This is a genomic window from Amycolatopsis sp. NPDC057786, from assembly GCF_042797905.1.
In the GTDB taxonomy this organism is placed as follows: domain Bacteria; phylum Actinomycetota; class Actinomycetes; order Mycobacteriales; family Pseudonocardiaceae; genus Amycolatopsis.
Window position 1 is genome coordinate 1 of sequence record NZ_JBHVKW010000027.1, and the last position, 25526, is coordinate 25526.

General features: G+C 68.9%; 27 protein-coding genes. 14 read left to right on the top strand and 13 right to left on the bottom strand.

Annotated elements, in window-relative coordinates; translation table 11 throughout:
• Positions 1–134: 134 nt before the first annotated feature.
• The 4 genes from dnaN to ACFVM3_RS16800 all read right to left on the bottom strand — a co-directional run bounded on the left by dnaN (position 135) and on the right by ACFVM3_RS16800 (position 4007).
• Positions 135–1199: a DNA polymerase III subunit beta gene (dnaN, locus tag ACFVM3_RS16785; RefSeq protein WP_378439607.1), complete on the bottom strand. Its 1065-nt coding sequence runs from the start codon at positions 1197–1199 to the stop codon at positions 135–137.
• Between the two features lie 9 nt (positions 1200–1208).
• Positions 1209–2483, bottom strand: a complete 1275-nt coding sequence (locus tag ACFVM3_RS16790) for an MFS transporter (RefSeq protein ID WP_378439608.1) — start codon at positions 2481–2483, stop codon at positions 1209–1211.
• A gap of 438 nt (positions 2484–2921) precedes the next feature.
• Positions 2922–3596, bottom strand: coding sequence for a Crp/Fnr family transcriptional regulator (locus ACFVM3_RS16795; RefSeq protein WP_003081747.1), 675 nt, complete (start codon positions 3594–3596; stop codon positions 2922–2924).
• 159 nt (positions 3597–3755) lie between these two features.
• Positions 3756–4007, bottom strand: a complete 252-nt coding sequence (locus ACFVM3_RS16800) for a hypothetical protein (protein ID WP_005166943.1) — start codon at positions 4005–4007, stop codon at positions 3756–3758.
• 237 nt (positions 4008–4244) lie between these two features.
• Between ACFVM3_RS16800 and nth the strand changes: the two genes are divergently transcribed.
• The 4 genes from nth to ACFVM3_RS16820 are packed head-to-tail and all read left to right on the top strand — an operon-like array spanning position 4245 to position 7416.
• The gene (nth, locus tag ACFVM3_RS16805) at positions 4245–4928 is read left to right on the top strand and encodes an endonuclease III (protein WP_378439723.1); all 684 of its coding nucleotides are present in this window, start codon (positions 4245–4247) and stop codon (positions 4926–4928) included.
• Complete coding sequence (locus tag ACFVM3_RS16810) at positions 4925–5521, top strand: TlpA family protein disulfide reductase (RefSeq protein ID WP_378439610.1); 597 nt, start codon at positions 4925–4927, stop codon at positions 5519–5521. Before nth ends, ACFVM3_RS16810 begins: the two co-directional genes overlap by 4 nt.
• A complete protein-coding gene (locus tag ACFVM3_RS16815) occupies positions 5518–6225 on the top strand; it encodes an NUDIX hydrolase (protein ID WP_378439612.1) in 708 nt (235 codons plus the stop codon). The genes ACFVM3_RS16810 and ACFVM3_RS16815 overlap by 4 nt, the downstream gene beginning before the upstream one ends.
• Before the next feature lie 6 nt (positions 6226–6231).
• Positions 6232–7416, top strand: coding sequence for a MarP family serine protease (locus tag ACFVM3_RS16820; RefSeq protein WP_378439614.1), 1185 nt, complete (start codon positions 6232–6234; stop codon positions 7414–7416).
• On the opposite strand, the gene ACFVM3_RS16825 is transcribed toward ACFVM3_RS16820, so the two are convergent.
• The 4 genes from ACFVM3_RS16825 to nhaA are packed head-to-tail and all read right to left on the bottom strand — an operon-like array spanning position 7413 to position 10482.
• Positions 7413–7811, bottom strand: a complete 399-nt coding sequence (locus ACFVM3_RS16825) for a DUF1992 domain-containing protein (RefSeq protein WP_378439616.1) — start codon at positions 7809–7811, stop codon at positions 7413–7415. The two genes, ACFVM3_RS16820 and ACFVM3_RS16825, sit on opposite strands and share 4 nt — an antisense overlap.
• On the bottom strand, positions 7808–8731 hold the full coding sequence (locus tag ACFVM3_RS16830) for an alpha/beta fold hydrolase (protein WP_378439618.1): 924 nt from the start codon (positions 8729–8731) through the stop codon (positions 7808–7810). The genes ACFVM3_RS16825 and ACFVM3_RS16830 overlap by 4 nt, the downstream gene beginning before the upstream one ends.
• A gap of 11 nt (positions 8732–8742) precedes the next feature.
• The gene (locus tag ACFVM3_RS16835; RefSeq protein WP_378439620.1) at positions 8743–9231 is read right to left on the bottom strand and encodes a phage holin family protein; all 489 of its coding nucleotides are present in this window, start codon (positions 9229–9231) and stop codon (positions 8743–8745) included.
• Positions 9232–9282: 51 nt separating this feature from the next.
• Positions 9283–10482 carry a Na+/H+ antiporter NhaA gene (gene nhaA, locus ACFVM3_RS16840; protein WP_378439622.1) on the bottom strand — a complete coding sequence of 400 codons (1200 nt, stop codon included), beginning with the start codon at positions 10480–10482 and terminating at the stop codon, positions 9283–9285.
• Between the two features lie 208 nt (positions 10483–10690).
• Here nhaA and ACFVM3_RS16845 point away from each other — a divergent pair, with 208 nt between their 5' ends.
• On the top strand, positions 10691–12151 hold the full coding sequence (locus tag ACFVM3_RS16845) for a peptide MFS transporter (RefSeq protein WP_378439624.1): 1461 nt from the start codon (positions 10691–10693) through the stop codon (positions 12149–12151).
• A gap of 194 nt (positions 12152–12345) precedes the next feature.
• Here ACFVM3_RS16845 and ACFVM3_RS16850 read toward each other — a convergent pair whose 3' ends face one another.
• Positions 12346–13065 (bottom strand): VIT family protein, encoded by a 720-nt coding sequence (locus ACFVM3_RS16850; RefSeq protein WP_378439626.1) that lies wholly within the window; start codon positions 13063–13065, stop codon positions 12346–12348.
• 120 nt (positions 13066–13185) lie between these two features.
• Between ACFVM3_RS16850 and ACFVM3_RS16855 the strand changes: the two genes are divergently transcribed.
• Positions 13186–13629: an AAA family ATPase gene (locus ACFVM3_RS16855; protein WP_378439725.1), complete on the top strand. Its 444-nt coding sequence runs from the start codon at positions 13186–13188 to the stop codon at positions 13627–13629.
• A gap of 3 nt (positions 13630–13632) precedes the next feature.
• Positions 13633–14409: a tRNA(His) guanylyltransferase Thg1 family protein gene (locus ACFVM3_RS16860; protein WP_378439628.1), complete on the top strand. Its 777-nt coding sequence runs from the start codon at positions 13633–13635 to the stop codon at positions 14407–14409.
• Here the strand turns inward: ACFVM3_RS16860 and ACFVM3_RS16865 are convergent.
• A complete protein-coding gene (locus tag ACFVM3_RS16865; RefSeq protein ID WP_378439630.1) occupies positions 14373–15053 on the bottom strand; it encodes a DUF2848 domain-containing protein in 681 nt (226 codons plus the stop codon). The two genes, ACFVM3_RS16860 and ACFVM3_RS16865, sit on opposite strands and share 37 nt — an antisense overlap.
• Before the next feature lie 107 nt (positions 15054–15160).
• Between ACFVM3_RS16865 and ACFVM3_RS16870 the strand changes: the two genes are divergently transcribed.
• A complete protein-coding gene (locus ACFVM3_RS16870) occupies positions 15161–16465 on the top strand; it encodes an MFS transporter (protein WP_378439632.1) in 1305 nt (434 codons plus the stop codon).
• Positions 16462–16797 (top strand): cupin domain-containing protein, encoded by a 336-nt coding sequence (locus ACFVM3_RS16875; protein ID WP_378439634.1) that lies wholly within the window; start codon positions 16462–16464, stop codon positions 16795–16797. The genes ACFVM3_RS16870 and ACFVM3_RS16875 overlap by 4 nt, the downstream gene beginning before the upstream one ends.
• 53 nt (positions 16798–16850) lie before the next feature.
• Here ACFVM3_RS16875 and ACFVM3_RS16880 read toward each other — a convergent pair whose 3' ends face one another.
• The 3 genes from ACFVM3_RS16880 to ACFVM3_RS16890 all read right to left on the bottom strand — a co-directional run bounded on the left by ACFVM3_RS16880 (position 16851) and on the right by ACFVM3_RS16890 (position 20152).
• Entirely contained in the window at positions 16851–17336 is a 486-nt protein-coding gene (locus tag ACFVM3_RS16880) for a DUF6319 family protein (protein WP_378439636.1), read from the bottom strand.
• Between the two features lie 166 nt (positions 17337–17502).
• Complete coding sequence (gene acs / locus ACFVM3_RS16885) at positions 17503–19473, bottom strand: acetate--CoA ligase (RefSeq protein ID WP_378439637.1); 1971 nt, start codon at positions 19471–19473, stop codon at positions 17503–17505.
• A gap of 100 nt (positions 19474–19573) precedes the next feature.
• Positions 19574–20152, bottom strand: a complete 579-nt coding sequence (locus tag ACFVM3_RS16890; protein WP_378439639.1) for a GNAT family N-acetyltransferase — start codon at positions 20150–20152, stop codon at positions 19574–19576.
• A gap of 114 nt (positions 20153–20266) precedes the next feature.
• Here ACFVM3_RS16890 and ACFVM3_RS16895 point away from each other — a divergent pair, with 114 nt between their 5' ends.
• From ACFVM3_RS16895 to ACFVM3_RS16915, 5 genes are all read left to right on the top strand, one after another.
• Entirely contained in the window at positions 20267–20764 is a 498-nt protein-coding gene (locus ACFVM3_RS16895; protein WP_005166906.1) for a phosphoribosyltransferase, read from the top strand.
• Positions 20761–21492 (top strand): oxidoreductase, encoded by a 732-nt coding sequence (locus ACFVM3_RS16900; RefSeq protein WP_378439640.1) that lies wholly within the window; start codon positions 20761–20763, stop codon positions 21490–21492. Before ACFVM3_RS16895 ends, ACFVM3_RS16900 begins: the two co-directional genes overlap by 4 nt.
• An 88-nt stretch (positions 21493–21580) precedes the next feature.
• A complete protein-coding gene (locus tag ACFVM3_RS16905) occupies positions 21581–22339 on the top strand; it encodes a 3-hydroxybutyrate dehydrogenase (RefSeq protein WP_378439642.1) in 759 nt (252 codons plus the stop codon).
• A 23-nt stretch (positions 22340–22362) separates the two neighbouring features.
• Complete coding sequence (locus ACFVM3_RS16910; protein ID WP_378439644.1) at positions 22363–23679, top strand: MFS transporter; 1317 nt, start codon at positions 22363–22365, stop codon at positions 23677–23679.
• On the top strand, positions 23676–25511 hold the full coding sequence (locus ACFVM3_RS16915; protein ID WP_378439646.1) for a helix-turn-helix domain-containing protein: 1836 nt from the start codon (positions 23676–23678) through the stop codon (positions 25509–25511). The genes ACFVM3_RS16910 and ACFVM3_RS16915 overlap by 4 nt, the downstream gene beginning before the upstream one ends.
• Positions 25512–25526 lie beyond the last annotated feature (15 nt).

The following is a 25526-nucleotide window of genomic DNA, read 5'->3' on the forward strand; positions in this document are numbered from 1 at the left end:
GGGGAGGCGGTCGTCCTTCTCGGCATACCTCGCGCTCACCTCTACCGTGTTGCGAAAGCCACTTTCGCAACCTTCAACGTCGCGAAAGTGGCTTTCGCGACACGCGCCACGACAGGGGTCCCTTGTGGACAGTGTCAGCGCGACAGCATCGGCATCACGTAGTACGTCAGCTCCACATCTCCCGGCTCCACCGCACGGATGACGCAGGCCCGCATCCCGGGCTGGATTTCGAGCCGCACCCGTTCCCCGGCGAAACCCTGCAGCGCGTCCAGCAGGTAGCGCGCCTGGAACGAAGGCGATGTCCGGCCGCCCGAAACCTCGGCCTTCAAGGTCTCCTCGGCCTCCCCGGTGTCCTGTTTCGAACTGGCCAGCCGGAGGTGCGCGTCGCCGACCTCCAGCGTCAGCACCCGCCGATCGTCCGCGTAGACGCCCACCCGGCGCACGGCGGCGGCCAGCGCGTCGGCGGCGACCTCGACCGTGGTGTCCACAGTGGACGACTCGATCAGCTTCTCCGACAGGAATCCCGCGTCGAGTACGGCGGTGGTGACGGTGACTCCGGCCCAGCTCAGCCCGAAGCGGGTCTTGTCGCCGTGCAGGCCGACGACGCCGCGTGCCTGCTTCGCCGTCTCCGCGAGCAGGCCTGCGGGGACGAGCGCGTCGATCGGTTCGCCTTCGGACCGCAGCGGCAGGGTGGCCACGGCCATCCGGTACCGGTCGGAGGCCGTCAGCCGCAGCTCGCGGCTGAAGCTCTGCACTCGGACACCGGTGAACATGGGCAGCGCGTCGTCCTTCGCCGCCGTGCCCGCGACCGTGCGCAACGCGGTCACCAGCGCGTGACCGTCCACTTCGGACACCTTCGGCGGCATGTCCGGCAGTTCCAATTCGCGGCTCAGCAGCGGAAGCGCGTAACGACCACCCTCCACCCGCACTGCCAGCCGCGAACCCTCGACGACCAGGCGCACCAGGTCGTCTTCGAGCATCCGCAGCGTTTCCGCGAGCGGCCCCGCCGGGACGAGGACCTCGCCGTCGGTGTGGACCATGGCGTCACTGGTCAGGCGGACCGCCCGTTCACTGTCGCTGCCGCCGACGGTCAGGCCGTCCTTCCCGGCGCGCAGGAGCAGGCCGGAGCGGGCCGTGAGCAGCCGGGCGGCGGCGGAAACGGCGGACGAGAGGGAGCGGGTGGCGGCAGTCAGGTCCATGCCCGCAAGCTAGCGGGCGGCACCGACAAGTTCGGGGGCTTCGGCGACGGGTCCGGCCGGCCGCGGGCGGAAGGTGCCGCGCAGCAGCCACACGACCGCGGCGAGCGCGAACCCGACACCACCGGCGGCGAGGAACGCCGCTTCGTGCCCGGCGTGCTCGACGAGGTAGCCGCTGATCGACTGCCCGAACGCGAGGCCGAGGGTCACCGCGGTGAGCACCCAGCCGAACGCCTCGGCCGCCGTGCCCTTCGGCGCGGCGATCTCGATGGCCGCCGAGTGCGTCGTCGACTGCGGCGTGATGAGCGCGCCCGCGGCGAGCATGGCGAGCGCGAGACCCCAGAGCGAGCCGGGCAGCGCGAGCAGCGCCACCAGCGCGCCGAATCCGGCCAGCAGCACCGGCAGCCGCAGGCCCATCTGACGCGGCCACGGGCGCAGGCTGTACGCGACCCCGAACGCGACCGAGCTGACCGACCAGGCCGAGAGCAGCAGGCCGCCGATGGAGGTGTTCCCCGCCTCGGTGGCGGCCGCCGGGACGGCGACCTCGACGAACCCGATCACAGCGCCGAAGCCCAGCGCGGCGACCGCGAGTGTGCGCATCCCCGGGCTGGCCAGCGCGCCGAGCAGTTTGCCGCCCGTCGACGGCGACGGCCCCCACGCGCGCACGGTCGGGCTCAGCGCGAACAGCACCGCGCCCGCGATCATGGTCAGCGAGCCGGTCACGATGCCGGTGCCCGCCCACGGCGCGGCGATCAGCAGCCCCGCGAACCCGGGACCGAGGATGAAGAAGACCTCCATGCTGATCGCCTCGTAGGAGAACGCGGCGTTCCGCGTCGGCCCGGCCGGCAGCAGGCGTGTCCACAGCGCCCGCGAGGCCGAACCGACCATCGGTTCCGTGATCCCGGTGCCGAAGGCGAGCGGGACCAGCGCGAGGGTCGGCGCGTGCGCCTCGATCGCGAACACCAGCGCGGTCATCGCCAGCGCGAACAGCACCGTGGTGGTCAACAGCGGCCTCGTCGGCCCGAAGCGGTCGATGAGCCGTCCCTGCACGACCGCGCCCACGGAGACGCCGACCAGCGACCCGGCCGACACCAGCCCGGCCGCGGCGAAGGAGCCCGTCTCGCGCTGGACGTAGAGCAGCGCGGAGATGCCGATCATCGCGATCGGCAGGCGGGCGAGCAGGGACGCGATCACCGCCCCGCGGGATCCGGGCGCGGTCAGCGCGGCTCGGTAGTCGGCGAGGGAGGTGCGGTGGCTCTCGGCGGAAGCGGGCACAGACTGGGACACGCGTACCAGTATGAACACTTTGGTACGCGAGTACCAGATCAGCGGCGGTAAGTTTGGTCACCACCGCTTTCGGGTACTACGGGTGTCGAGACGCCCCAGTTCGTCACGATCGGGTAACAGTCGGCTCATTCTGGGTCATTCGGGGCAACAAATCGACGCGTTTGGCGTCCTTGAGAGTGAAAGAGCTTGAGTTCACGGCCGATGGCCGTGGATGGTTAGACGACAATCACACAGTCTCCAGCTCCCTCCGGCGTACGGGTCGGGGCCTTGTTCCGGAGGGCGGGGAGCGCGGATCGTCGGGGGATGGTCCGCGCACAGCGAAGAGCCGGTGCGCCACGTCGGGGGTGGCGCCCGGCTCTTCGTTGTGTCGAGCACTAGTACGTGAAGGCCCCCTTCATTGCGTCTAGCGCAGTGAAGGGGGCCTTCACGTACTTGAAATCAACGGGCGCGGCGGGCCAGGCGCTCCGGGTCCAGGATCAGCACGCTCTTGCCTTCGAGCCGCAGCCAGCCGCGATGCGCGAAGTCGGCGAGAGCCTTGTTGACGGTCTCGCGCGAAGCGCCGACGTACTGGGCGATCTCTTCCTGCGTCAGGTCGTGGGTGACCCGCAGCAGACCTGCCTCCTGGCTGCCGAAACGCTGCGCCAGCTGCAGCAGCGCGCGCGCCACGCGGCCGGGGACGTCGGTGAAGATCAGCTCGGCGACCATGTTGTTGGTCCGCCGCAGCCGGCGGGCGACCACCCGCAGTAACTGCTCGGCGATCTCCGGGCGGGTGGAGATCCACTGCCGCAGCGCCGGGCGGTCCATCGTCACCGCGCGGACCTCGGTCACGGTGGTCGCGCTGGACGTCCGCGGGCCGGGGTCGAAAATGGACAGCTCGCCGAACATGTCGGACGGGCCGAAGATGCCCAGCAGGTTCTCGCGGCCGTCGGGTGACTTGCGGCCGATCTTCACCTTGCCGGACTGGATGATGTAAAGCTTGTCGCCGGGTTCACCCTCGTTGAAGATGACATGCCCGCGAGGGAACTCCACGGATTCCAAGGTCTGTGCCAGCGCCTCGGCGGCTGCCGGCTCAACACCCTGGAAAATGCCCGCTCGGGCCAGGGTTTCGTCCACCTCGGGTGCCTCCTCATCGAGATACGACGTCGATCCTCATTCTGCCGAGGGCCGTGTCGTCGATCACTTTTCGCGTCAGTCTAGGTCGTGCGCGCGAGATCGCTCGTCGGCGCGCCGAACGTGCGCGCGGCCGGGAACGATCTCGCTCGAACGTGGAGCCTAACTCCGCACGCGTCGCGCGCGAAGCCTGGCCGCCTTCCCGCCGAGCCTGCGCAGCCGGAAAAGCTCGAGCGCGCGCCCGATGCCGTGCCCGTAGAGGGCCCTGACCTCGTTGGGCTGAGCCTGCTCGAGAAACTCCTCGACCTCGTTCTCCTGCACCGCGACGTGCTTGAGCCTGGTCTCCACGCGTTCCATGAACAGCGCGAAGAACATGATCACCAGTGGCACCAGGATGACGAACCAGACGGTCATGAGCCCTGCCCGGGAAATTCGGAAAAGTTGTGCATTACTCCAGATCCTCGCTCATGGCGTCCTCGATCGAAGCGCCGAGGTGGTGCTCTGGCGTGTCGGCCGTCGACCGGCGGGTGCTCCCACTGGCTCGTCCGATGGCGCCCGTAGGCTATCGGGGTGCCTCCTGCCCCCACCAATGCCCCCCGTGCGGAGGGCAAGGGTGAAAGCCGGCTCGCACTGGTGAGACGCGCCAGGCGGATGAAGCGTTGCCTCGACGACGAGTTCCCGGACGCGCACTGTGAGCTTGACTTCACCACACCGCTCGAATTGCTGGTCGCTGTCGTCCTTTCGGCGCAGACCACCGATGTCCGCGTGAACCAGGTCACGCCCGCGCTCTTCGCCCGCTACCGGACGGCCGCCGATTACGCCGGCGCCGACCGCGCCGAACTCGAGGAGTACCTCCGGCCGACGGGATTCTTCCGTGCCAAGGCGAACTCGCTGATGGGCCTCGGCGCGGCGCTGGTGGAGCGCTACGACGGCGAAGTGCCCGGCAAGCTGAAGGACCTCGTCACACTGCCGGGTGTCGGCCGCAAGACGGCCAACGTCGTGCTCGGCGACGCCTTCGGCGTTCCCGGGATCACCGTCGACACCCACTTCGGCCGTCTCGTCCGCCGCTGGGGCTGGACCGGGGAGGAGGACCCGGTCAAGGTCGAGCACGCCGTCGGCGAGCTGATCCCGCGCAAGGAGTGGACGCTCCTCTCGCACCGGACGATCTTCCACGGCCGTCGCGTGTGCCATGCCCGTAAACCCGCCTGTGGCGCCTGCCCGCTGGCGAAGATGTGCCCCTCGTACGGAATCGGCCCGACGGAGTTCGAAGAGGCCGCGAAGCTGGTCAAGGGCGAAGAGCGCGAGCACATCCTGGAACTGGTGGCCCGCCGGTGACCAGGGTCACCAAACTGGCCCTCGGTGCCGCCGTGCTGGTGGTGGCCCTGATCGTCGCGCTGCTCACGACGCGTGACGGCCATGCGCCCGCCAAGACGTCGGGGGATCTCACGGCCGCGCGGGCGAAGGCCGCGCTCGCTCCCTGCCCGCCGCCTGGTCCGGGCGAAGTCGCGAAGCTGCGCGGGGTCGACGTCGAATGCCTCGGCGACGGCTCCCGGGTCGACCTCGCCAAGGTGCTCTCGGGTGGACCGGTGCTGGTCAACCTGTGGGCGTCGTGGTGCGAGCCTTGCCGGGCCGAACTGCCGTTGCTCCAGGAGTACGCCGCGCAGCCCGGTGCCGCGCGAGTGCTCCTCGTCCAGGTCGCGAGCTCCGGCGCCGACGGGCTGGCGATGCTGGCGGAACTGGGCGTCCGGTTGCCGTCCGTGTTCGACGGTGACGGGCAGTCGGGGCCGGTGCGGGCGGCACTAAAGGTCCCTTCCTCCCTCCCCGCGACGTACCTGGTCACGGCGGGTGGCGACGTCCGGCTCATCGAGAACCCACGCGTCTTCCTGAACACTGACCAGGTGCGCGCCGCTGTGGAAGGGACACCATGACCGGCCCCCTCGTGGACCCTGAGGACGTGCCCGCCTGGTTGCAGCCGCTGGTCAAGATCAGCGGCGAGGTCGGCGCGGACGCGTTCAGCCGGTTCAGTGTGCCGCGGGACGCGACCTACCGGTCCGCGTCCGTCCTGATGCTCTTCGGCGAGGGTCCGCAGGGGCCCGACGTCCTGCTCCAGCGCCGCGCCGACACGCTCGGCTCGCACGCGGGCCAGGTCAGCTTCCCCGGCGGGGGCGCCGAGCCGGATGACGGTGGGCCGGTCGGCACCGCGTTGCGCGAGGCGGAGGAGGAGACCGGCGTCGAACCCGCTGGCGTGCTGCCGGTGGCGGTCTTCCCTGAACTGTTCGTGCCGGTGTCGAGTTTCGCCGTGACGCCCGTGCTCGCCTACTGGCGGACACCGTCGCCGGTGCACGCCGTCGATCCCGGCGAGACCGCGGCGGTGGCCAGGGTGCCGATCGCCGAGCTCACCGACCCGGCGAACCGGTTCCAGGTCAAACGCGCGGGCTACGACTGGAAGGGGCCCGCGTTCGAGGTCGGCGGGATGTTCGTCTGGGGGTTCACGGGCGGCCTGCTGGCGATGACGTTGTCGCTCGGCGGCTGGGAACGGGACTGGGACCACGGCGACGTCCGGGAGCTTGACGTAGCGTTGGCCGAACATCAGGCGCGGGTCGACGGGCGGCAAGTGCCGGAGAAGGAGTAGGCGCCGGTGAACTGGGTCGACGTACTGGTGATCCTCCTCGCGCTGCTGGCGGGCGTGTCCGGCGCGTTCCAGGGGGTGATCATCGCCCTTCCCTCGCTGGTCGGGGTCGTGCTCGGCGCGCTCGCCGGGATCAAGATCGCGCCGCTGATCGTCGAGCTCTTCCAGCATCCGGCGGCGAAGGTCGCCTTCGCGGTGGCCACCGTGGTGTTCCTGGTCGCGCTAGGCGAGACCCTCGGGGTCTGGGCCGGCCGGAAACTGCGGCAGAAGATCAACCCGGACAAGCTTTCCGGGGTCGACAAGACGCTCGGCGCGGTGGTGCAGGCCGCCGTGGTGTTCGTGGTCGCGTGGCTGATCGCGACGCCGCTCACGGCCGTCTCGGGAGTGCCGGGGCTGGCGAAGTCGATCAACAGCTCGGTCGTGCTCGGCGAAGTGAACAACGTCATGCCCGAGGCGGCGCAGGGCTTCCCGAGCGAACTGCGCAAACTGCTGGACGCGTCCGGCTTCCCGTCCATTGTGGACCCGTTCCAGAAGCCGAACGTCGAGGACACCGGCCCGCCGGACACCGCGCTGCAGGCGAGCGCGATCGTCAAACAGGTGCACCGCAGTGTCGTGAAGATCCGCGGCAACGCGACTTCGTGCTCGCGGGCGCTGGAGGGCAGCGGATTCGTCGTCGCGCCGCAGCGCGTGATGACGAACGCGCACGTCGTCGCGGGGACCGACGAGGTCGCCATCGAATCGACGTCGGGCAAGTTCCCGGCCAGGGTCGTCTACTTCGATCCCGAGGCCGACGTGGCCGTGCTCGCGGTGCCGAGGCTTCAGGCGCCGGTACTCCCGTTCACGCCGCGGGTCGCGCGCGCGGGCGACAACGCGATCGTGCTCGGCTACCCGCTCGACGGCCCGTACACCGCGACGCCCGCCAGAGTGCGCGGCCGGATCAACCTGCGCGGACCGGACATCTACGAGGCGAACACCGTGCAGCGGGACGTGTTCACCGTGCGCGGGCAGGTGCGCAGCGGTAACTCGGGCGGGCCGATGATCAACCCCGAAGGCGAGGTCATCGGGGTCGTCTTCGGTGCGGCCGTCGAGGATCCGGAGACCGGCTTCACGCTGACGTCGGAGCAGGTGCGGCCGGTGGTGGAGACGGCCCCGGCACTGAGCGCGAACACGTCGACGGGGCCCTGCGCGAACTAGCGCGCTTCGCGCCAGGAGGCCAAGACCTCGTCCAGCGGCCGTGCCCGCAGCACCGGACCGCCCGCCGGACGCCGGTGCTCCGCGCGGATCCGTTCGTTCAGGTCTTCGACGATCTCCCGCACCCGTGCTTCACGACGTACACGAGCCAGTGTGTCCGGCAGGTCATCGAGTTCCTTCGCGATCGCCAGTGACGGCGGCAGCAGCGCCGAAACGTCGTGCCCTTCGGCGCGCACCTTGTTCACCACCCACGCCAGCGCGGTGTCCTCGCCGTCGGTCTTCGGCAGCGGCTTCCCCGCGCCGGGCAGGTCGTCGAACTCGCCCTTCGCCTCCGCGGCGCTGATCTGCCGGTCCACCCAGGACTCGAACGACACGCCCGTCGGTTTGCGTTCGGTCATGCTTCCAAGATACGGAAGAAGTCCAGTAGCGCGGCCGACGTGCGCTCCGGGGCCTCCAGATGCGGGAAGTGCCCGATGCCGGGCCAGCGCTCGAGACGGGCGTCCGGTGCCCAGCGACGTGACGCCGCCGCGGTGTCGGGCAGGACGCACCGATCCTCCTCGCCGTGCAGTTGCAGCACGCGAGGAGCGAAGCGACCTTGCAGCGCTTCGCTGAATCGACGTCCTTCGCCGCGGAACTGTGCGCGGAACGCCCATCGGTAGTACTCGAGCGCGCTGTGCGGCACCCCCTGCACGAGCATCGCCTGCCGGAACGTCCGCACGGTCTCGGTGAAGTCGGCAGTGTCCGTCCATTGTGGACCGGACCAGGCGCGGAAGAGCTCTTCGACGGCGAGCGCGTCATCCTTGACCAGCCATTTTTCCGGCGCCATCGGCAACTGGAAGCGGAACAGATGTCCCGAAGCACGCAGCTGTCCAGGCCGACGGACGGCCCCGCGCAACGCCAGCGGATGCGCGCCGCCCAGCACGCTGACCGACGACACCAGCCGCGGGTGCAGCGCGCCGACCGTCCACGCGAGCATGCCGCCCCAGGCATGCCCGACGAGATGGGCCTTGCGCGCGCCGAGCGACTTGATCAGCCCGCCGACGTCGCCGGCGAGCGTCCAGGCGTCGTAGCCGCGCGGGGGTTTGTCCGAGTCGCCGTAGCCGCGCAGATCGACCGCGACCGCGCGGAAACCGGCGTCGGCGAGCGCCGTCAGCTGGTGATGCCAGGCCCACCAGAACTCGGCGAACCCGTGCAGCAGCAGGACCACCGGCCCGTCGCCGAGTTCGGCGACGTGCAGCCGGATGCCGTTCGCCGAGACGTCACGATGGGTCCACGGACCGTCGATCCGGACGATCGACGGGTCCGGTGTCGCCTGCACCGCTCGAAGACTCAGTCTTGGTCTTCGGCGCCGTGACGCGGCTTGAACGCGGCGGCGGTGTCCTTGAAGCTGTTGATCGTGCGCTCCGGCGCCTTGATCTTCTTCACCTTGCGGTAGCCGAGGAAGCCCGCGGCCGCCGTCGCGACGAGCATCAGCCCGAACACGATCGCGAACGCCGCCCAGCGCATCAGCCACTCGGACAGCAGTTCACCGAGGAAGAAAAAGAAGAAGAACGAGCTGTACAGCCCGATGACCAGCGCGACGAGGAAGAAGATGGCGCCTTTGAGGCCCTTCTTCGCCTCCGCGACGACCTCGGATTTGGCCAGCTCGACCTCGGCGCGGATCAGCGTCGAGACGTGCTGTGTGGCATCGCCGACGAGTTTCCCGAGGGACTGCTCGCTCGCTACCACGTCGTCATCGCTCGACAGGGGGAGGTAGGGCACGGCCCCCACGCCGTCGGGGCCGGTACGTTCGTGCTTGGGGCTGCTCACACCGGCCATCGTGCCACGTGCCCCGATCACGGGCGCGACGGACCGGCGAGTGTCGCGGTCTCAGTCTTCGCGCGCGTGCACCCGGCTGCGGTGCAGCAGCATCGCGGCGGCCGAAAGCGAGGCGATGGCCGAGGCGATCAGCACCGCCGCCTTCGCCAGTTCGACGGCCTCCCCGTCGAGCGCGAGGTCGGCGATCAGCAGGCTCACGGTGAACCCGACGCCGCCGAGCATCGACAACGCGCCGATGTCCCGCCAGCCCATGCCCCTGGGTTTCTCCGCGAGTTTGAACTTCACCGCGAGCAGGCTGGCGCCGAAGATCCCGAGCAGCTTCCCGCCGACCAGGCCGACCAGGATGGCCAGCGGCAACGCCGTGGTGAACACCTCGCCGAGCGACTCGCCGTCCACCTTGATCCCGGCCGCGAACAGGGCGAACAACGGAACCGCGACCGCGGCCGACCACGGCTGCAGCCGGTGTTCGAGCCGGATCGCGGGCGCGTGCTCCTCGCCGTCGTCGGCGCGGACGCGGGTGAGCAGGCCGAGCGCGACGCCGGCGATGGTGGCGTGGACGCCGGCCGAGTGCACCGCGACCCAGGTGATCAACGCCAGCGGCACGTAGATCCAGGCGCTGCGGACACGGCGGTGCTGCAGGTAGGCGTACAGCGCGAGGGCGGCGACCGCGACGCCCGCGGCGACGAGGTCGAACTTCGCGGTGAACAGGATCGCGATGAGGAGGATCGCGCCGAGGTCGTCGACCACCGCGAGCGAGAGCAGGAAGACGCGGGCGCTGTTCGGGAGGTTCGACGCGGTCAGCGCGAGGACACCCAGCGCGAACGCGATGTCCGTGGCGACCGGGACGGCCCACGCGCGTTCGATGCCCGGCGCCCCCCAGCCGACGGCCAGCGCGACCAGCGCCGGGACGATCATGCCGCCGATCGCGGCGACCACCGGCAGGATCGCCTGCTTGAACCGCGAAAGTTCACCGACCACGAGTTCGCGTTTGAGTTCGAGCCCCGCGACGAAAAAGAACAGCGCGAGCAGGCCGTCCTTCGCCCAGTCGCCGATCGTCAGATTCAGGTGGAGGAATTCGGGGCCGAGCCGGAAATCGCGAATCGCGCGGTAAACGTCGTCGATGGGCGAATTGGCCCAAATGAGGGCGATCGCGGTGGCCCCGAGCAGGATCATCCCGCCGGTCGTCTCCGTGCGCAGGTAGCGGGCGAATTCGGCGACGGCTTTCGCGGGACGGGTCGGGCCGGTGCTCACGGCATCCTCCGGGTTTCGGCAACGACGAATACTGTTGCCGACCAGACTTCCCGGCGCACCTTGACGACATTTTAACGTCTCAAGCTGCGGAGATCTCGCGTTCATGACAGCTGCCACAGAGATCATGCGGACGTCGGTGTCCCGTCCACATAGTGGGCTTCTAGCATGTCAACCGGAAACCGACAACGATGTCTTCACTAAGGACGGCATGGTGAGTACCTCTACCGAGGTCCAGCGGGACACGAGGTTTTTCGGGCACCCACGAGGGCTCGCGAACCTCTTCGGTGTCGAGATGTGGGAGCGTTTCTCGTTCTACGGGATGCTCGGCATCCTCCCGATCTACCTCTACTACGAAGTCAGCCAGGGTGGCCTGGCGCTGCCGAAGGCCTCCGCGCTCGGCATCGTCGGCGCGTACGGCGGCATGGTCTACCTGTCGGCGGTGATCGGCGCCTGGGTCGCGGACCGGGTGCTCGGCTCGGAACGCACGCTGTTCTACAGCGCGATCCTGATCATGATCGGCCACATCAGCCTCGCCGTGCTGCCCGGTCTGGCGGGCATCGGCGTCGGCCTCGTCTGCGTGGCCGTCGGCAGTGGCGGGCTGAAGTCCAACGCCACCGCCATCGTCGGGACGCTGTACGCGCCGGGCGACGAGCGGCGTGACGGCGGTTTCACGATCTTCTACATGGGCGTGAACGTCGGTGGCTTCGTCGGCCCGCTGCTGACCGGGCTCGCGCAGAGCGAGATCGGTTTCCACGTCGGCTTCGGGCTCGCCGCGTTCGGGATGGCGCTCGGCCTGATCCAGTACACGATCGGCCGCAAGAACCTCGGCGAGAAGGCGAGCGAGGTCCCCAACCCGCTGCCCGCGTCGCAGCGGCCGCTGGTCTTCGGCGGCACCGCGGTGGGTGTCGCCGCGATCGTGCTGCTCGTGGTCTTCGGCGTGATCACCCCGGCGAACCTGGTCGACGTCGTCGTCTGGGCCGTCGCGGTCATCTCGGTGGTCTACTTCGTGGTCATCATCAGCAGCAAGAAGATCACCTCCGACGAACGCAGCCGGGTGTACTCGTTCATCCCGATGTTCATCGCGAGCGCCGCGTTCTTCTCGCTGTACCAGCAGCAGTTCACCGTGGTCGCGGCCTACACCGACGAACGTCTCGACCGGACGATCTTCGGCTGGGAGATGCCGGTGGCGTGGGTCAACTCGATCAACCCGGTGTTCATCATCCTGTTCGCGCCGGTGGTCGCGGCGGTCTGGACGAAACTCGGCTCGCGGCAGCCGTCGTCGCCGATCAAGTTCGTGCTCGGCACGGTCACCATGGGCGTGGCGTTCCTGTTGTTCCTCCCGATGGTCGGCAGCGGCAAGAACGCGAGCCCGCTGCTCGCGCTGGCAGGCATCCTGTTCGTGTTCACCATGGCGGAACTGATGCTTTCGCCGGTCGGGCTCTCGCTGTCGACCAAACTCGCGCCGGAGGCGTTCCGGACGCAGATGGTGGCGCTGAACTTCCTGTCCATCTCGCTCGGCACGGCGATGTCCGGAAAGCTCGCCGAGTTCTACACGGTGGACGACGAAGCGCCGTACTTCAGCATCGTCGGCGGGGTGGCCATCGTGGTCGGTGTGGCGCTCCTGGTGGCGACGCCGATGATCCGCAAGCTGATGAAGGGCGTTCACTGACGCGCTTCATGCCGCACTGACGAGCGATCCTCGAACGTGCTGAAAGGGCCCTTCACCGCATAGGAAGCGGTGAAGGGCCCTTTCGCTACTCGTAACTCGCGTGATCGAAGGCGTAACTCGCGTGTTTGGAGGCGTAACTCACGAGTTACGTCTCTGATCACGTGAGTTACGCCTTCAATCACGAGAAACACCGCCTACGCCACGCTCGTCCCGAACAGCACGCCGACGTAGTAGGTCACCAGCATCGTCAGCGCGCCGACACCGACGTTCCGCGCGATCGCGCGGCCGACTCGGGCGTCGCCGAGTTTCGCGCTGATGAACCCGGTCAACGCCAGCCCGATCACAACCGCCGACGCGCACGCCCAGACCCGCGCCGAGGTCGGCGTCCACACGATCGCCAGCAGCGGCAGGAGCGCACCGACGGTGAACGCCACCAGCGACGCCCACGCCGCTTGCCAAGGACTGGTCAGATTGTCCGGATCGATGCCGAGTTCGGCCTCGGCGTGCGCCTGCAGCGCGTCCTTTTCGGTCAGTTCGCGGGCGACCTCGGCGGCGAGTTCCGGGGAAAGCCCCTTCTCTTCGTAGATTTCCGCGAGTTCCCGTTCTTCGGCCTCCGGCATCTCTTTCAGTTCGCGCTTTTCCAGCCGAAGCTGGGCGCGTTCGGTGTCGCGCTGCGTGCTCACGGAGACGTATTCGCCGCCCGCCATGGAAAGCGCGCCCGCGACCAGACCCGCGATTCCCGCGGTGGCGATCGCGGTGGAGTCGGTGGTCGCGCCCGCGACGCCGACCACGATGCCCGCCACCGAGACGATCCCGTCGTTCGCGCCGAGAACCCCGGCGCGCAACCAGTTCAGCCTGCCGCCAAGGTCCTCGTGCGGTTCGTGAGGATGTGAAGTCGATACGGTATCGGTCACCTTTTCAGTGAAACACAAAGAACGGTATCCGGCGAGCGAAGACCGTTTCGGTGAATAGAGGCAATCCTTATTGAATATTGCCTTACCTAACCCGTCGGCTACGTTGTGGGCGTGGCAGAGATGGTCATCCTGATCGGGCTCCAGGCAGCCGGGAAGTCGACGTTCTTCCGACGGGAGTTCGCGGCGACACACGTCCACGTCAGCAAGGACACCTTCCCCAACGCCCGGCGGCCGCAGGTCCGGCAGCTGCGGATGCTGGCCGAAGCGCTCGAGGAGGGCCGTTCGGTGGTCGTGGACAACACCAACCCCTCGCCGGAGGAATGGGCGCCGCTGATCGAAGTCGCCAGACGGTACGGCGCTCGGGTCCTCGGGTACTGGTTCCCACCGGATCTCGAAGGCTCCCAAGAGCGCAACGCGCGCCGGAAGGGGAAAACCCGGGTGCCCGACGTCGGTCTGTATGCGACGCTGAAACGCCTCAGGCGCCCGAGCGCCGAAGACGGTTTCGACGAGCTGTACACCGTCGGTTTCGACGGCGAAGGCGGTTTCGTCGTCGAGCGGGGGTGAACCATGGACGCCGGTGATTTCGAGGCACGGCAACGGGAACGCGAGTGGTTCCACGGGCTGACCGTGCCACCTGGAGCGTGGACGGTGCTCCGCGTCGACGGCCGGGGTTTCTCGAAGTTCACCGAAGCGCGGTTCGAGAAGCCGTTCGATCCCCGGTTCGCCGACTGTATGGCCGAGGCGGCGGGCGCTTTACTGTCGGAGTTCGCTTCGCCTTACGTGTACACGGAAAGCGACGAGATCTCGCTCGTGCTCGCCCCTTCCGCCGACCTCTTCGGCCGGGGTGTCGAGAAGCTCGTGTCGATCTCCGCCGGGGTCGCCTCGGCCGCGTTCACTCACGCGGCCGGAGTGCCCGCGCACTTCGACGGCCGCGTTTGGCTCGGCACGACGGCGGACGACGTCGTCGACTACTTCTCCTGGCGCCAGGCGGACGCGGCCCGGTGCGCGCTCAACGGCTGGTGCTACTGGATTCTCCGCAAGGCGGGGAAATCGGCGAGCGAGGCCGGAGCCGTTCTCGACGGCGCCGGCGTCTCCGAGAAGAACGAGCTGCTCTTCGCGCACGGCGTCAATTTCACCGAAGTTCCCGCCTGGCAACGGCGCGGCGTCGGGCTGTACTGGGAATCCTACGAGCGCACCGGATTCGATCCGGTGCGCGAGGTCGAGGTCTCCGCGACCCGCCGCCGCGTCCGCGTGGAGCGCGAGCTGCCGATGAAGGACGAGTACCGGGCCTTCCTCGGCGAGCTGCTTCAGCCGATCGGTTCGGGCAGCCGTCGCACGGTGTAGGCGAGTTCGATCGTCTCGCCGGTCGCCGGGTCGCCCAGTTCCACACGCCAGGAGTCGGCGAACTGGTCGACGCCGTGCACCATCGGGATGGTTCCCGAGATCAGCACGGTGCCCGTGGCGTAGAGGTCACGCTCGCGCAGGACGTCCAGCCAGTACGACGGCGGCAGCAGTTCGGCGAGCTTTCCTTGCTGGATCAGGGTTTCCCCGGCCCAGGCGGAGAGCGTGAGGTCGTCGAGCCGGTCCTGGACGTCCACGAGCCGCCACGCCTTGGCGGCGAGGACGTCGGGGCCGGCGTTCTTGCTCCACGCGACGCCGTGCGCTTCGAGCGCGCGGTCGGTGTGGTCGCAGGCGGCGGTCAGGAGGACGTCCTCGGGCGCGGGGCCGGTGATGACGATGGCCCATTCGGCCTCGCCGGAGGTCCGCTCGTGCTGCACCGGGACCTCGTCGGTCTGGCTCGCCAGGTACGGCGCGACGGGGTAGAGGGCCGGGATCACCGAAGGCGCGGGGACGCCGAGTTCGGCCAGTTCGGCCACGTGGGCGGCGACGTCCTCCTGGCTGCGACCGGCGTATCCGGCGTTCAGCAGCGTGCGGACCTCGGTCCGCCGCTCCTGGCCGTCGGGAAGGGTGAAACGCAGCTCAGGCATCTGTCCTCCGAGATTGGGGGTTGCGCATACAGCTTGTATACAAGGAGTATATCCGCAATTCAACCCCTCCCGGCGGGGTTGCGGATCTCCTACGGACGGATGTGGACATGACCTCACCAGCCGGTGACCGGCGTTCGTTGCACAAGGCCTTCGCGGCCAGCCTCTCGGGAACAGCGCTCGAGTGGTACGACTTCGCGGCCTACTCGGTGGCGGCCGCGACGATCTTCGGAAATCTCTTCTTCCCGTCGGAAGACCAGCTCGCGAGCACGATGGCGGCGTTCTCCACCTACGCCGTCGGCTACCTCGCCCGGCCGCTCGGCGGGTTCCTGTTCGGCCGCCTCGGCGACGTGCTCGGCCGCAAGCGCATCCTGGTCATGACGCTCGTGCTCACCGGAGTGGCGACGTTCCTCATCGGTGTCCTGCCCACCTACGAGAACATCGGCGGCTTCGCGGCGGTGCTGCTCGTGGCGCTGCGGTTCGCGCAGGGTGTCGGCATCGGTGGCGAATGGGGTGGCGCCGTCCTGTTGTCGAGCGAGTTCGGCGATCCGAACAAACGCGGTTTCTGGGCGTCCGCCGCGCAGATCGGCCCGCCCGCGGGCAACCTGCTCGCCAACGGTGTCCTCGCCGTGCTGGCCGGGCTGCTCACCGAGGACCAGTTCAACAGCTGGGGCTGGCGGATCGCGTTCCTGCTTTCCGGCGCGCTGGTCGGGTTCGGCCTGTGGATCCGGCTCAAGCTGGAGGAGACCCCGGTCTTCAAGCGGATCCAGGAGCGCGGTGAACGTCCGTCGGCGCCGATCTCGGAGGTCTTCCGCACCGAACGCCGCGCGCTGGTCGCGGCCGTGCTGATCCGCGTCTGCCCGGACGTGCTGTACGCGCTGTTCACCGTCTTCGTCCTCACGTACGTCACCACGCACACCGACCTCTCGCGCGGCGCCGGGCTGGCCGCGGTGATGATCGGTTCGGCGTTCCAGCTGATCCTGATGCCGCTGTTCGGCGCGCTCTCGGACCGCGTCTCCCGGCGCAAGATGTACCTGGTCGCGACCATCGCCGCCGGGATCTGGCCGTTCGTGTTCTTCCCGATGGTCAGCGGCGGTTCGTTCGCCATGCTGGCGATCGGCATCGTGCTCGCGCTCGTCATCCACGCGGCGCTCTACGGGCCGCAGGCCGCGCTCGTCACCGAGCAGTTCTCGCCGCGCCTGCGCTACACCGGCAGCTCGCTGGCGTACACCCTCGCCGGCGTGATCGGCGGAGCGCCCGCGCCGCTGCTGTTCACGGCGCTGCTGGCCGGTTTCGACACCTGGGTCGCGATCGGGGTCTACTTGCTCGCCACCGCCGTCGTGACCGTCATCGGTGTCGCGCTCGCCCGTGACCCGGACCGCGAGGAGGCCGCCGCCATGGAGCCCGTGCGATGACCTGGACTCCGATGTCCACAGTGGAGGGTCTGCCGCTGATCGGTGGGCAGGGCCGGTTCCGCACGCTCGCCACGGCGGAAGGTGGCCTGGCGTACGAGATCTCGTACCCGGCGGGCGTCGCTTCTCCCGTGCACAGCCACGATCACGACAGCATCGTGTACCTGGTTTCGGGTTCGCTGCGCGGCACGCTCGACGGCCGGGAAGTGGCCATCGAAGCCGGTGGCACGCTCGTCCACCCGCGCGGTGTCCCGCACAGTGTCGAGGCCATTGTGGACAGTCAGTGGATCGAGTTCAAGACGCCGCTGCCTTCGCGGCCGCCGATCGCGGAATGAAAAACCGGGGCGGACACTGATATCCAGCGTCCGCCCCGGTCAGGAGGAAAGTCTTACGCGTCCAGCTCGGCCAGCGCCAGCTTCGCCTTCTCCAGCTCGGCTTCGAGCTGAGCGACCTTCGCGGCCTGCAGCTCGCGGGCGGCGTTGATGACCTCGTCGATCGGACCGGACAGGTCGGCGTGCAGTTCCTTGGCGGCGCGGGACACGGCCGCGGCCGGGATCTCCAGGCCCTTCGCGACCCACTTGGCGCCGTTCTTGAGCTCGGCCTGCCACTCGCCGTCCGCGGTGCCGGTGACGGTGAGGGTCAGCTCGACGGTGCGCGTCTTCTTCGCCGTCGTGGCGACCTTCGGGCGGCCACGCTTGGGCTTGGGGGACTCCACCGTGTTTTCGTCGGCGGGGGTCTCCGGGGCCTCCGGAGTCTCGGTCTTCGCCTCGGCCGGGGCTTCGGCCGTCTCCGCCTGCGGCGTCGAGTCGACGGGCGCTTCGGTAGCCGCTTCTTCGGACACGGCGTCAGTGCGTGTCAAGGCATCCACGGTCATCGTCGGTGTCGTCTCCTTGCCCGGGTATGGGGTGGTACCCGGCACATCCTAGAACAGGCGTTCGAGTAGGGCGAACCGGGGTGTGGTAGGCGTGTCGAACGCCATGAAAGGTCCTTTCCTTGCAAAATTTGCAAGGAAAGGACCTTTCATAGCGCTTGAGGTGGGATTACTCCTCGGACTTGCCGGACTTCAGTCCCGAAGAGATCAGGTCCATCACCGACGAGTCGGCCAGCGTGGTCACGTCGCCGACCTGGCGGTTCTCGGCGACGTCGCGCAGCAGGCGGCGCATGATCTTGCCGGACCGCGTCTTCGGCAGCTCCTGCACGACCAGGATCTGCCGCGGCTTCGCGATCGGCCCGATCTCCTTCGCGACGTGGTTGCGCAGCTCCTGCACGGCCTCGTCGCCACCGTCGACGGCGTTGCCGCGCAGGATGACGAACGCGACGATGCCCTGCCCGGTGGTCGGGTCGGTCGCGCCGACGACGGCCGCCTCGGCGACCGTCGGGTGCGAGACCAGCGCGGACTCGACCTCGGTGGTCGAGATGCGGTGCCCGGACACGTTCATCACGTCGTCGACCCGGCCCAGCAGCCAGACGTCGCCGTCGGCGTCGTACTTCGCGCCGTCACCGGCGAAGTAGTAGCCCTGGTCGGCGAAGCGGGACCAGTAGGTCTCACGGAACCGCTGCTCGTCGCCCCAGATGCCGCGCAGCATGCCCGGCCACGGCTTGTCGAGCACCAGGTACCCGCCGCCGCCCTTGCCGACCTCGACGCCCTGGTCGTCGACGACCTTCGCCGAGATGCCCGGCAACGCCCGCTGCGCGGAGCCCGGCTTCGTGGCGGTGACCCCCGGCAGCGGCGAGATCATGATCGCGCCGGTCTCGGTCTGCCACCAGGTGTCGACGATCGGCGCCGAGTTCGCGCCGACGTTCTCGCGGTACCAGATCCACGCCTCGGGGTTGATCGGCTCGCCGACGCTGCCGAGCACACGCAGCGACGAGAGGTCGTACTTCTGCGGGATCTCGTTGCCCCACTTCATGAACGTGCGGATCAGCGTGGGCGCGGTGTAGTAGATGGAGACCTTGTGCTGCTGGACGATCTCCCAGTGACGGCCCTCGTGCGGGGTGTTCGGCGTGCCTTCGTAGACGACCTGCGTCGTCCGGTTCGCCAGCGGCCCGTACACGATGTACGTGTGCCCGGTGATCCAGCCGATGTCGGCGGTGCACCAGTAGACGTCTTCGCCCGCCTTGTGGTCGAAGACGTTGTGGTGCGTGTACGCCGCCTGGGTCAGGTAACCGCCGGAGGTGTGCAGGATGCCCTTCGGCTTCCCGGTGGTACCGGAGGTGTAGAGGATGAAGAGCGGGTGCTCGGAGTCGAACGCCTGCGGCGCGTGCTCCGCGGACTGGCCGTCGACCAGGTCGTGCCACCAGAGGTCACGGCCTTCGGTGATCGGCACCTCTTCCCCGGTGCGGCGGACGACGATGACCTTCTCGACCGATTCGGCGCCTTCGAGCGCTTCGTCGACGTTGGCCTTCATCGGGGCGGCCTTGCCGCGACGGTACTGGCCGTCGGTGGTGATGACGACCCGCGCCGCCTGGTCGTCCACCCGGGAACGCAGTGCTGTCGGGGAAAAACCACCGAAGACGACACTGTGCAAGGCGCCGATGCGGGCACACGCGAGCATCGCGACGATCGCTTCGGGGACCATCGGCATCTGGATGGCGACCCGGTCGCCCGCCTTGAGGCCGAGGGACTCGAAGGCGTTCGCGGCCTTGGAAACCTCGTCCTTCAGCTGCGCGTAGGTGATGTCCCGGCTGTCGCCGGGCTCGCCGACCCAGTGGATGGCGACCTGGTCGCCGTGCCCGGAATCGACGTGGCGGTCGACGCAGTTGTACGCGACGTTGAGCTTCCCGCCCACGAACCACTTCGCCACCGGCGCATTGGTCCAGTCCAGTACCTGCGACCACTTCGTTTCCCAGTGGAGGCGCTCGGCCTGCTTGGCCCAGAACGCTTCCCGGTCGGCGTCGGCTTCGGCGTAGAAGTCGGCGGTGGCATTCGCTTGCGCGCTGAAAGCCTCACTCGGGGGGAAGGTCCTGCTCTCCGTGAGCAAATTGTCCAGCGCCGGCGACTGCTCGGTCATGGTGCGATGCCTCCTGTGATTCGCGTGTCTTCACGCCCGTTGGCACGCTATCGACGTTACGACGCGAAGTAAAAGGTTGCATCGTGGTTGCGCGCGGCATTCACACGCTTGAGGACAAAGCGGTACGGACCGCAGGCCATTCTGGTCCGGTGAGGGAGTAGACGACGGTGTCGCGGACGGTTCCGTCGGGCCGCACGCGATGCGCGCGCAGCACCCCTTCCCGTTGCGCGCCGAGACGTTCGATCGCCTTCTGTGACTTGAGGTTGCGGATGTCGGTCTCCCACGAGACGCGGTTCGCTCCGAGGTCGTCGAAAGCGTGGCGCAGCAACAGGAGTTTCGACTCGCGGTTGAGTCCGGTCCGCTGCCATTCGGAACCGATCCAGGTGTGGCCGATGGAAACGATCTTGTGGCGCGCGCTCATCGCGTAGAACGACGTCGTGCCCGTGACCTCGCCGGTGCGCGCGTCGATCTGCGCCCAGGCGCGGCGGTCCTTGTCGGCGAGGATGTCGTCGACCATCGCTTCGGCCGCGGCGAGGTCCTGTGGCTGCCGGAGGCTGAGCCAGGTCCAGATCGCCGGGTCGGAGCCGGCCGCGAACAGGCCCTTCGCGTGGTCGCGGGTGAGCGGTTCGAGGTGGACGCGTTCGCCGCGCAGGGTGGCGTGGGTGTTCCAGTCGGTCACGGCGTCGACGCTACGGACGGCAATGGCCTTACTCGATAGCCAGTTTCGAAGCATTCGAGAAGGCCACTGCGGCGTTGCCTATGCTCGCGGGAACGATCGAGAAGGCGAGGCAGCATGGCCGAGGAGCGGGAAGAGCTCACCTGGGAGTTGTTCGGGACGGCCAGCAGGGAGCTGGCGCAGGCCGTCGCCGACGACGGCTTCGAGCCGGACCTCATCCTGTCGATCGCGCGCGGCGGGCTCTTCGTCGCCGGCGCGCTCGGTTACGCGCTCGACGTCAAGAACCTGCACGTGATGAACGTCGAGTTCTACACCGGCGTCGACCAGCGTCTCGACCTGCCGGTGATGCTGCCGCCGGTGCCGAACGTCGTCGACCTGACGAAGAAGAAGGTGCTCGTCGCCGACGACGTCGCGGACACGGGTGCGACGCTGAAGCTTGTCCGCGACTTCTGCGCCGACCACGTCGCCGAGGTGCGCTGCGCGGTCGTCTACGAGAAGCCGCGCTCAGAGGTCAAATGCGAGTACGTCTGGAAGCACACGGACCGCTGGATCAACTTCCCGTGGTCGGTGCAGGCGCCGGTCGTGCGCCGCGAGGGCCAGGTGCTGGACGCGTGACGGATCCGCTGAAGCCGCTGCTGGACCTCGAAGGGGTCGCCGCGGCCGCGAAATCGGCCCAGGACGCGGTGTTCGCCGTCCACCGGCTGCCCGCCAACCTGCGCGGCGGCGCGGCGACGGCGGCAGAAGCCTCCGTGCGGTCGGCGCGGGCGTCGGCGGGGATCGAAGGCGCCGCGCCCGAACTGCCCGAATCCGGCGAAGTGACCGATCCGGTGCTGGCGGGCGCGCTGCGGGTCGCGGAAGCGCTGGAGGGCCAGCTGCCGACGTGGCGGCGCGCGCCGTTGCAGGCGTTGGCGCGCTTGCACGTTCTCGCCGCGTCGGATCTGGTGACGGATCCCGACGCGCTGGGGCGGCCGCGGTCGGCCGGTGACGTCGGGCCGCGGCTGGAGATGCTGGCGCAACTCGTCACCGGCGCGACGTCGGTGCCGGGGCCGGTGCTGACCGCCGTCGTGCACGGGGAACTGTTGGCGCTCAAGCCTTTCGGCTCCGCGGACGGTGTCGTCGCGCGGGCGGCGGCGCGGCTTTCGGCGGTGGCGACCGGGCTGGACCCGAAGGCACTGACGGTGCCGGAGGTCGCGTACTTCCGGCGGGTGCCGAAGTACCTCGAAGCCGCTTCGGCCTTCAGCTCCGGGACTCCGGAGGGCGTCCGGAGTTGGCTGCTCTTTTCGTGTGAAGCCTTCGAGGCGGGTGCCCGCGAGGCGAAGTCGATCTCCGACGCCGCCGGCTGACCCTGGTGAGATCCCACACGGGATCTTGCCCAGGTGTAGTGCGTGATCACATGGCCTAAGCGGGCCGGGCGACCTAACGTCGTCCGGCATGAGTGGTGCGTATCACAGCGATCTGGCCGGTAAGTCCGCGCTGGTCACGGGCGCGGCGAGCGGGATCGGCCTGGCCTGCGCCGAAGCGCTCGCCAAGGCTGGGGCCAAGGTCCACCTCGCCGACATCGACGACGCCGTCGAGAAGGCGGCGGCCGACGTCAACGGCATCGCGCACGTCGTCGACCTCACCGACGCCCAAGCCGTCGAGACTCTCCCGGCCGAGGTCGACATCCTCGTCAACAACGCCGGTTTCCAGCACATCGCGCCGATCCCCGAGTTCCCGCCGGAGACGTTCACCCGCATCCAGGCGCTCATGGTCACCGCGCCGTTCCTGCTGATCCGCCGCGCGCTGCCGCACATGTACGACCGCGGCTGGGGGCGTGTGATCAACATGTCCAGCGTCCACGGCCTCCGGGCGAGCCCGTTCAAATCCGCGTACGTCACCGCGAAGCACGCGCTCGAAGGCCTCTCCAAGGTCACCGCGCTCGAAGGCGCGGAGCACGGCGTGACCAGCAACTGCGTCAATCCCGGCTACGTCCGCACACCGCTGGTCACCGGCCAGCTCCAGGCGCAGGCCGAGGAACACGGACTCGAACGCGACGCGGTGATCGAACAGGTCCTCCTGCGCCGTTCCGCGATCAAACGGCTCATCGAACCCGCCGACGTCGCCGCGTGCGTGCTCTGGCTGTCCGGCGAGCACGCCGCCCATGTCACCGGTACCTCGCTCCCCCTCGACGGCGGCTGGACCGCCGCGTGAACCCCCAAGAAAGGACGCCCTCGGTGACCACCCAGAACCGTGGCTCGATCGCGAAGGTCGTCAGCGCCAGCCTGATCGGAACGACGATCGAGTGGTACGACTTCTTCCTCTACACCTCCGCCGCGGCGCTGGTGTTCGGCAAATTGTTCTTCCCCTCCAACGATCCGCTGACCAGCACGCTGCTCGCCTTCCTGACCTACGCCGTCGGTTTCCTCGCGCGGCCGATCGGCGGACTGGTGTTCGGCCACTTCGGTGACCGCGTCGGCCGCAAGAGGCTGCTGGTGCTGAGCCTGTTGCTGATGGGCGGTTCCACCTGCGCGATGGGCATCCTCCCGACGTACGCCACCGTCGGTGTCCTGGCGCCGATCCTGCTGACGCTGCTGCGGCTCGTGCAGGGTTTCGCGCTCGGCGGCGAATGGGGCGGCGCGGTGCTGATCGTCTCCGAACACGGCGACGACAAGCGGCGCGGATTCTGGGCGTCCTGGCCGCAATGCGGTGCGCCAGGCGGAAACCTGCTCGCGACGGCGGTACTCGCGGTCCTAGCCGCCACGCAATCCGACGAGGCCTTCCTCAGCTGGGGCTGGCGGATCCCGTTCCTGCTCTCGGGTGTCCTCGTGGTGATCGGGCTGTGGATCCGGCTCGCGGTCAGTGAGTCGCCGGTGTTCCTCGCGGCGCAGAAGAACAACGCGACCACGCACGCTCCCGTCGTCGAGGTCTTCCGCAAGAGCTGGCGCGCGGTGCTGATCACCATCGGCTCGCGGATGGCGGAAAACGTCTCGTACTACGTGATCACCGCGTTCATCCTCGTCTACGTCACCACCGGCCTGAGCATGCCGAAATCGGCGGGGCTCAACGCGGTGCTCATCGGTTCGGCCGTGCACTTCCTGACCATTCCCTTGTGGGGCATGCTTTCCGACCGGATCGGCCGACGACCGGTGTACCTGTTCGGCGCGATCGGCATGGCGGCGTGGAGTTTCGCGTTCTTCGCCATGCTCGACACGAAGAACACGGGGGTCATCATTCTCGCGGCGACCGTCGGGCTGGTGCTGCACGGCGCGATGTACGGCCCGCAGGCCGCGTTCTTCTCCGAGCAGTTCCCGACGCGGGTGCGCTACACCGGCCTTTCGGTCGGCGGGCAGCTGTCGTCGATCGCGGCCGGTGCGGTGGCGCCGCTCATCGCGGTCGCGCTGTTCAGGGAGTTCGGCAGCACGATCCCCGTCTCGCTCTACGTGGTCGCGATGTGCGTGCTGACCGTGATCGCCCTGCTCGCCGCCCGCGAGACCAAGGGAGAGTCGCTGCATTCGGAAGTTCTCACGGAGCGCAGTCACGTGTCAGCATGACCCTTGTGGACGGTTCCGCGCAGTTGCGCCGGCTGCTCGAACTGCTCGCCTCCGGGGCGGGCAGCGAGCAGCTGGCGCACGTCCCCGTCGACCCGAAGGCCACCGAGCTGGCGCTGCGGATCCGGGACACCGTCGCCGAGCACAGGCGGCGCGAGGCGGAGCTGGCCGCGCTGTTCGACACGGCCAGCGATCTCGCCCGGCTGGATGATCCGGACGCCGTCCTCCGGTCGATCGTGCGGCGGGCGCGGGCACTGCTCGGCGTGGACGTCTCGTACCTCAGTCTCAACGACGAGACCGAAGGCAAGACCTACGTCCGCGTGACCGACGGCTCGGTTTCCGCGCTGTTCCAGGACATCGTGCTGGGCATGGGTGAGGGGCTCGGCGGGCTCGTCGCGCAGACCGCGCGGCCGTACGCGACGGCGGACTACTTCAACGACAAGCGGTTCCGCCACACCACCTCGATCGACACCGGGGTGCTCGACGAGGGGCTGACCGCGATCCTCGGGGTGCCGCTGGCGATCGGCAGCAAGGTCATCGGGGTGCTATTCGCCTCCGACCGGACCACCCGCGAGTTCTCGCCCGACGAGGTCGCGCTGCTGTCGTCGCTGGCCGACCACGCGGCGATCGCGCTCGACAACGCGCATCTGCTCGACGAGACGCGCCGCGCGGTCGCCGAACTGAACGCCGCCAACGCGACGATCAGCGCGCACAACGACGCGATGCGCCGCGCCGAGGACGCCCACGACCGGCTGATGGATCTCGTGCTGCGCGGCGGTGACCTGGCCGAGGTCGCCGCCGCGGTCGCGGACGTGCTCGGTGGCGCGATCGCCGTCTATGACGCCGACGGCGTCGTCCTCGCCCGGACCGACGGCGAGCTGAGCCTTTCGCGCGCGGCGGTTTCGGTGTCCAGGACGAGCGGGCGCGCTGTGTCCACTGAGGACGGTTGGCTGTGCGCGGTCCAGGCGGGACAGGAATTCCTCGGCAGTCTGGTACTAGGTGGAGGGCCGTCGCTCGGCGAGGCCGACCGGAGGCTGTTCGAGCGGGCGGGCGTGGTCACCGCGGTACTGCTGATGCAGCGGCGTTCCGTCGCGCGCGCCGAGGACGAAGTGCGCGGGGAACTGCTGTCGGACCTGCTCACCGCGCCGGGCCGCAATCCCGCCGCGCTACTGGCACGCGGACGCCGCTTGGGAGTCGATTTGTCGACACCGCATGTGGTGCTGGTCGCGCATGCCGACGACGTCTCCCGGCGAAGGCTGGCCACCGCGGCCGCCCGGCACGCGGACCTCGTCGGTGTCCACGCCGACGAAGTGGTCCTTCTGGCTCGCGGTGCGGACGCCGGGCCGCGAGCCAGGTCCGTCGCCGCCGAACTGGCATCCACAATGGACTGTGCGGTCACGGTCGGCGCGGCGGGGCCTGCGGCGTCACCGCGTGAGCTGGCCGTGGCGCACGCCGAAGCCGTGCGATGTGTCGCGTCGCTGCTGGCGCTGGGCCGCGCGGGAGAAGGCGCGAGCATGGCCGACCTCGGGTTCGTCGGTCTGCTTCTCGGCGAGCACGCCGATCTCGGTGCGTACGTGACCGCCACGATCGGCCCCGTGCTCGACTACGACGAACGCCGCGGCACGGATCTGATCGGCACCCTGCGCGCGTATTTCGCCTGTGGCGGCAACTTGACGCGAGCGAAGGATCTGCTCCACGTGCACGTCAACACGGTCGTGCAACGGCTGGATCGCGTCGCGTCACTGCTGGGCGAGCAGTGGCAGTCGCCCGAGCGCGCGCTGGAACTCCAGCTCGCGCTCAGGCTGCACCGGCTCACCGATGACCGGAACGGATGACGTCGCCGAAGAACC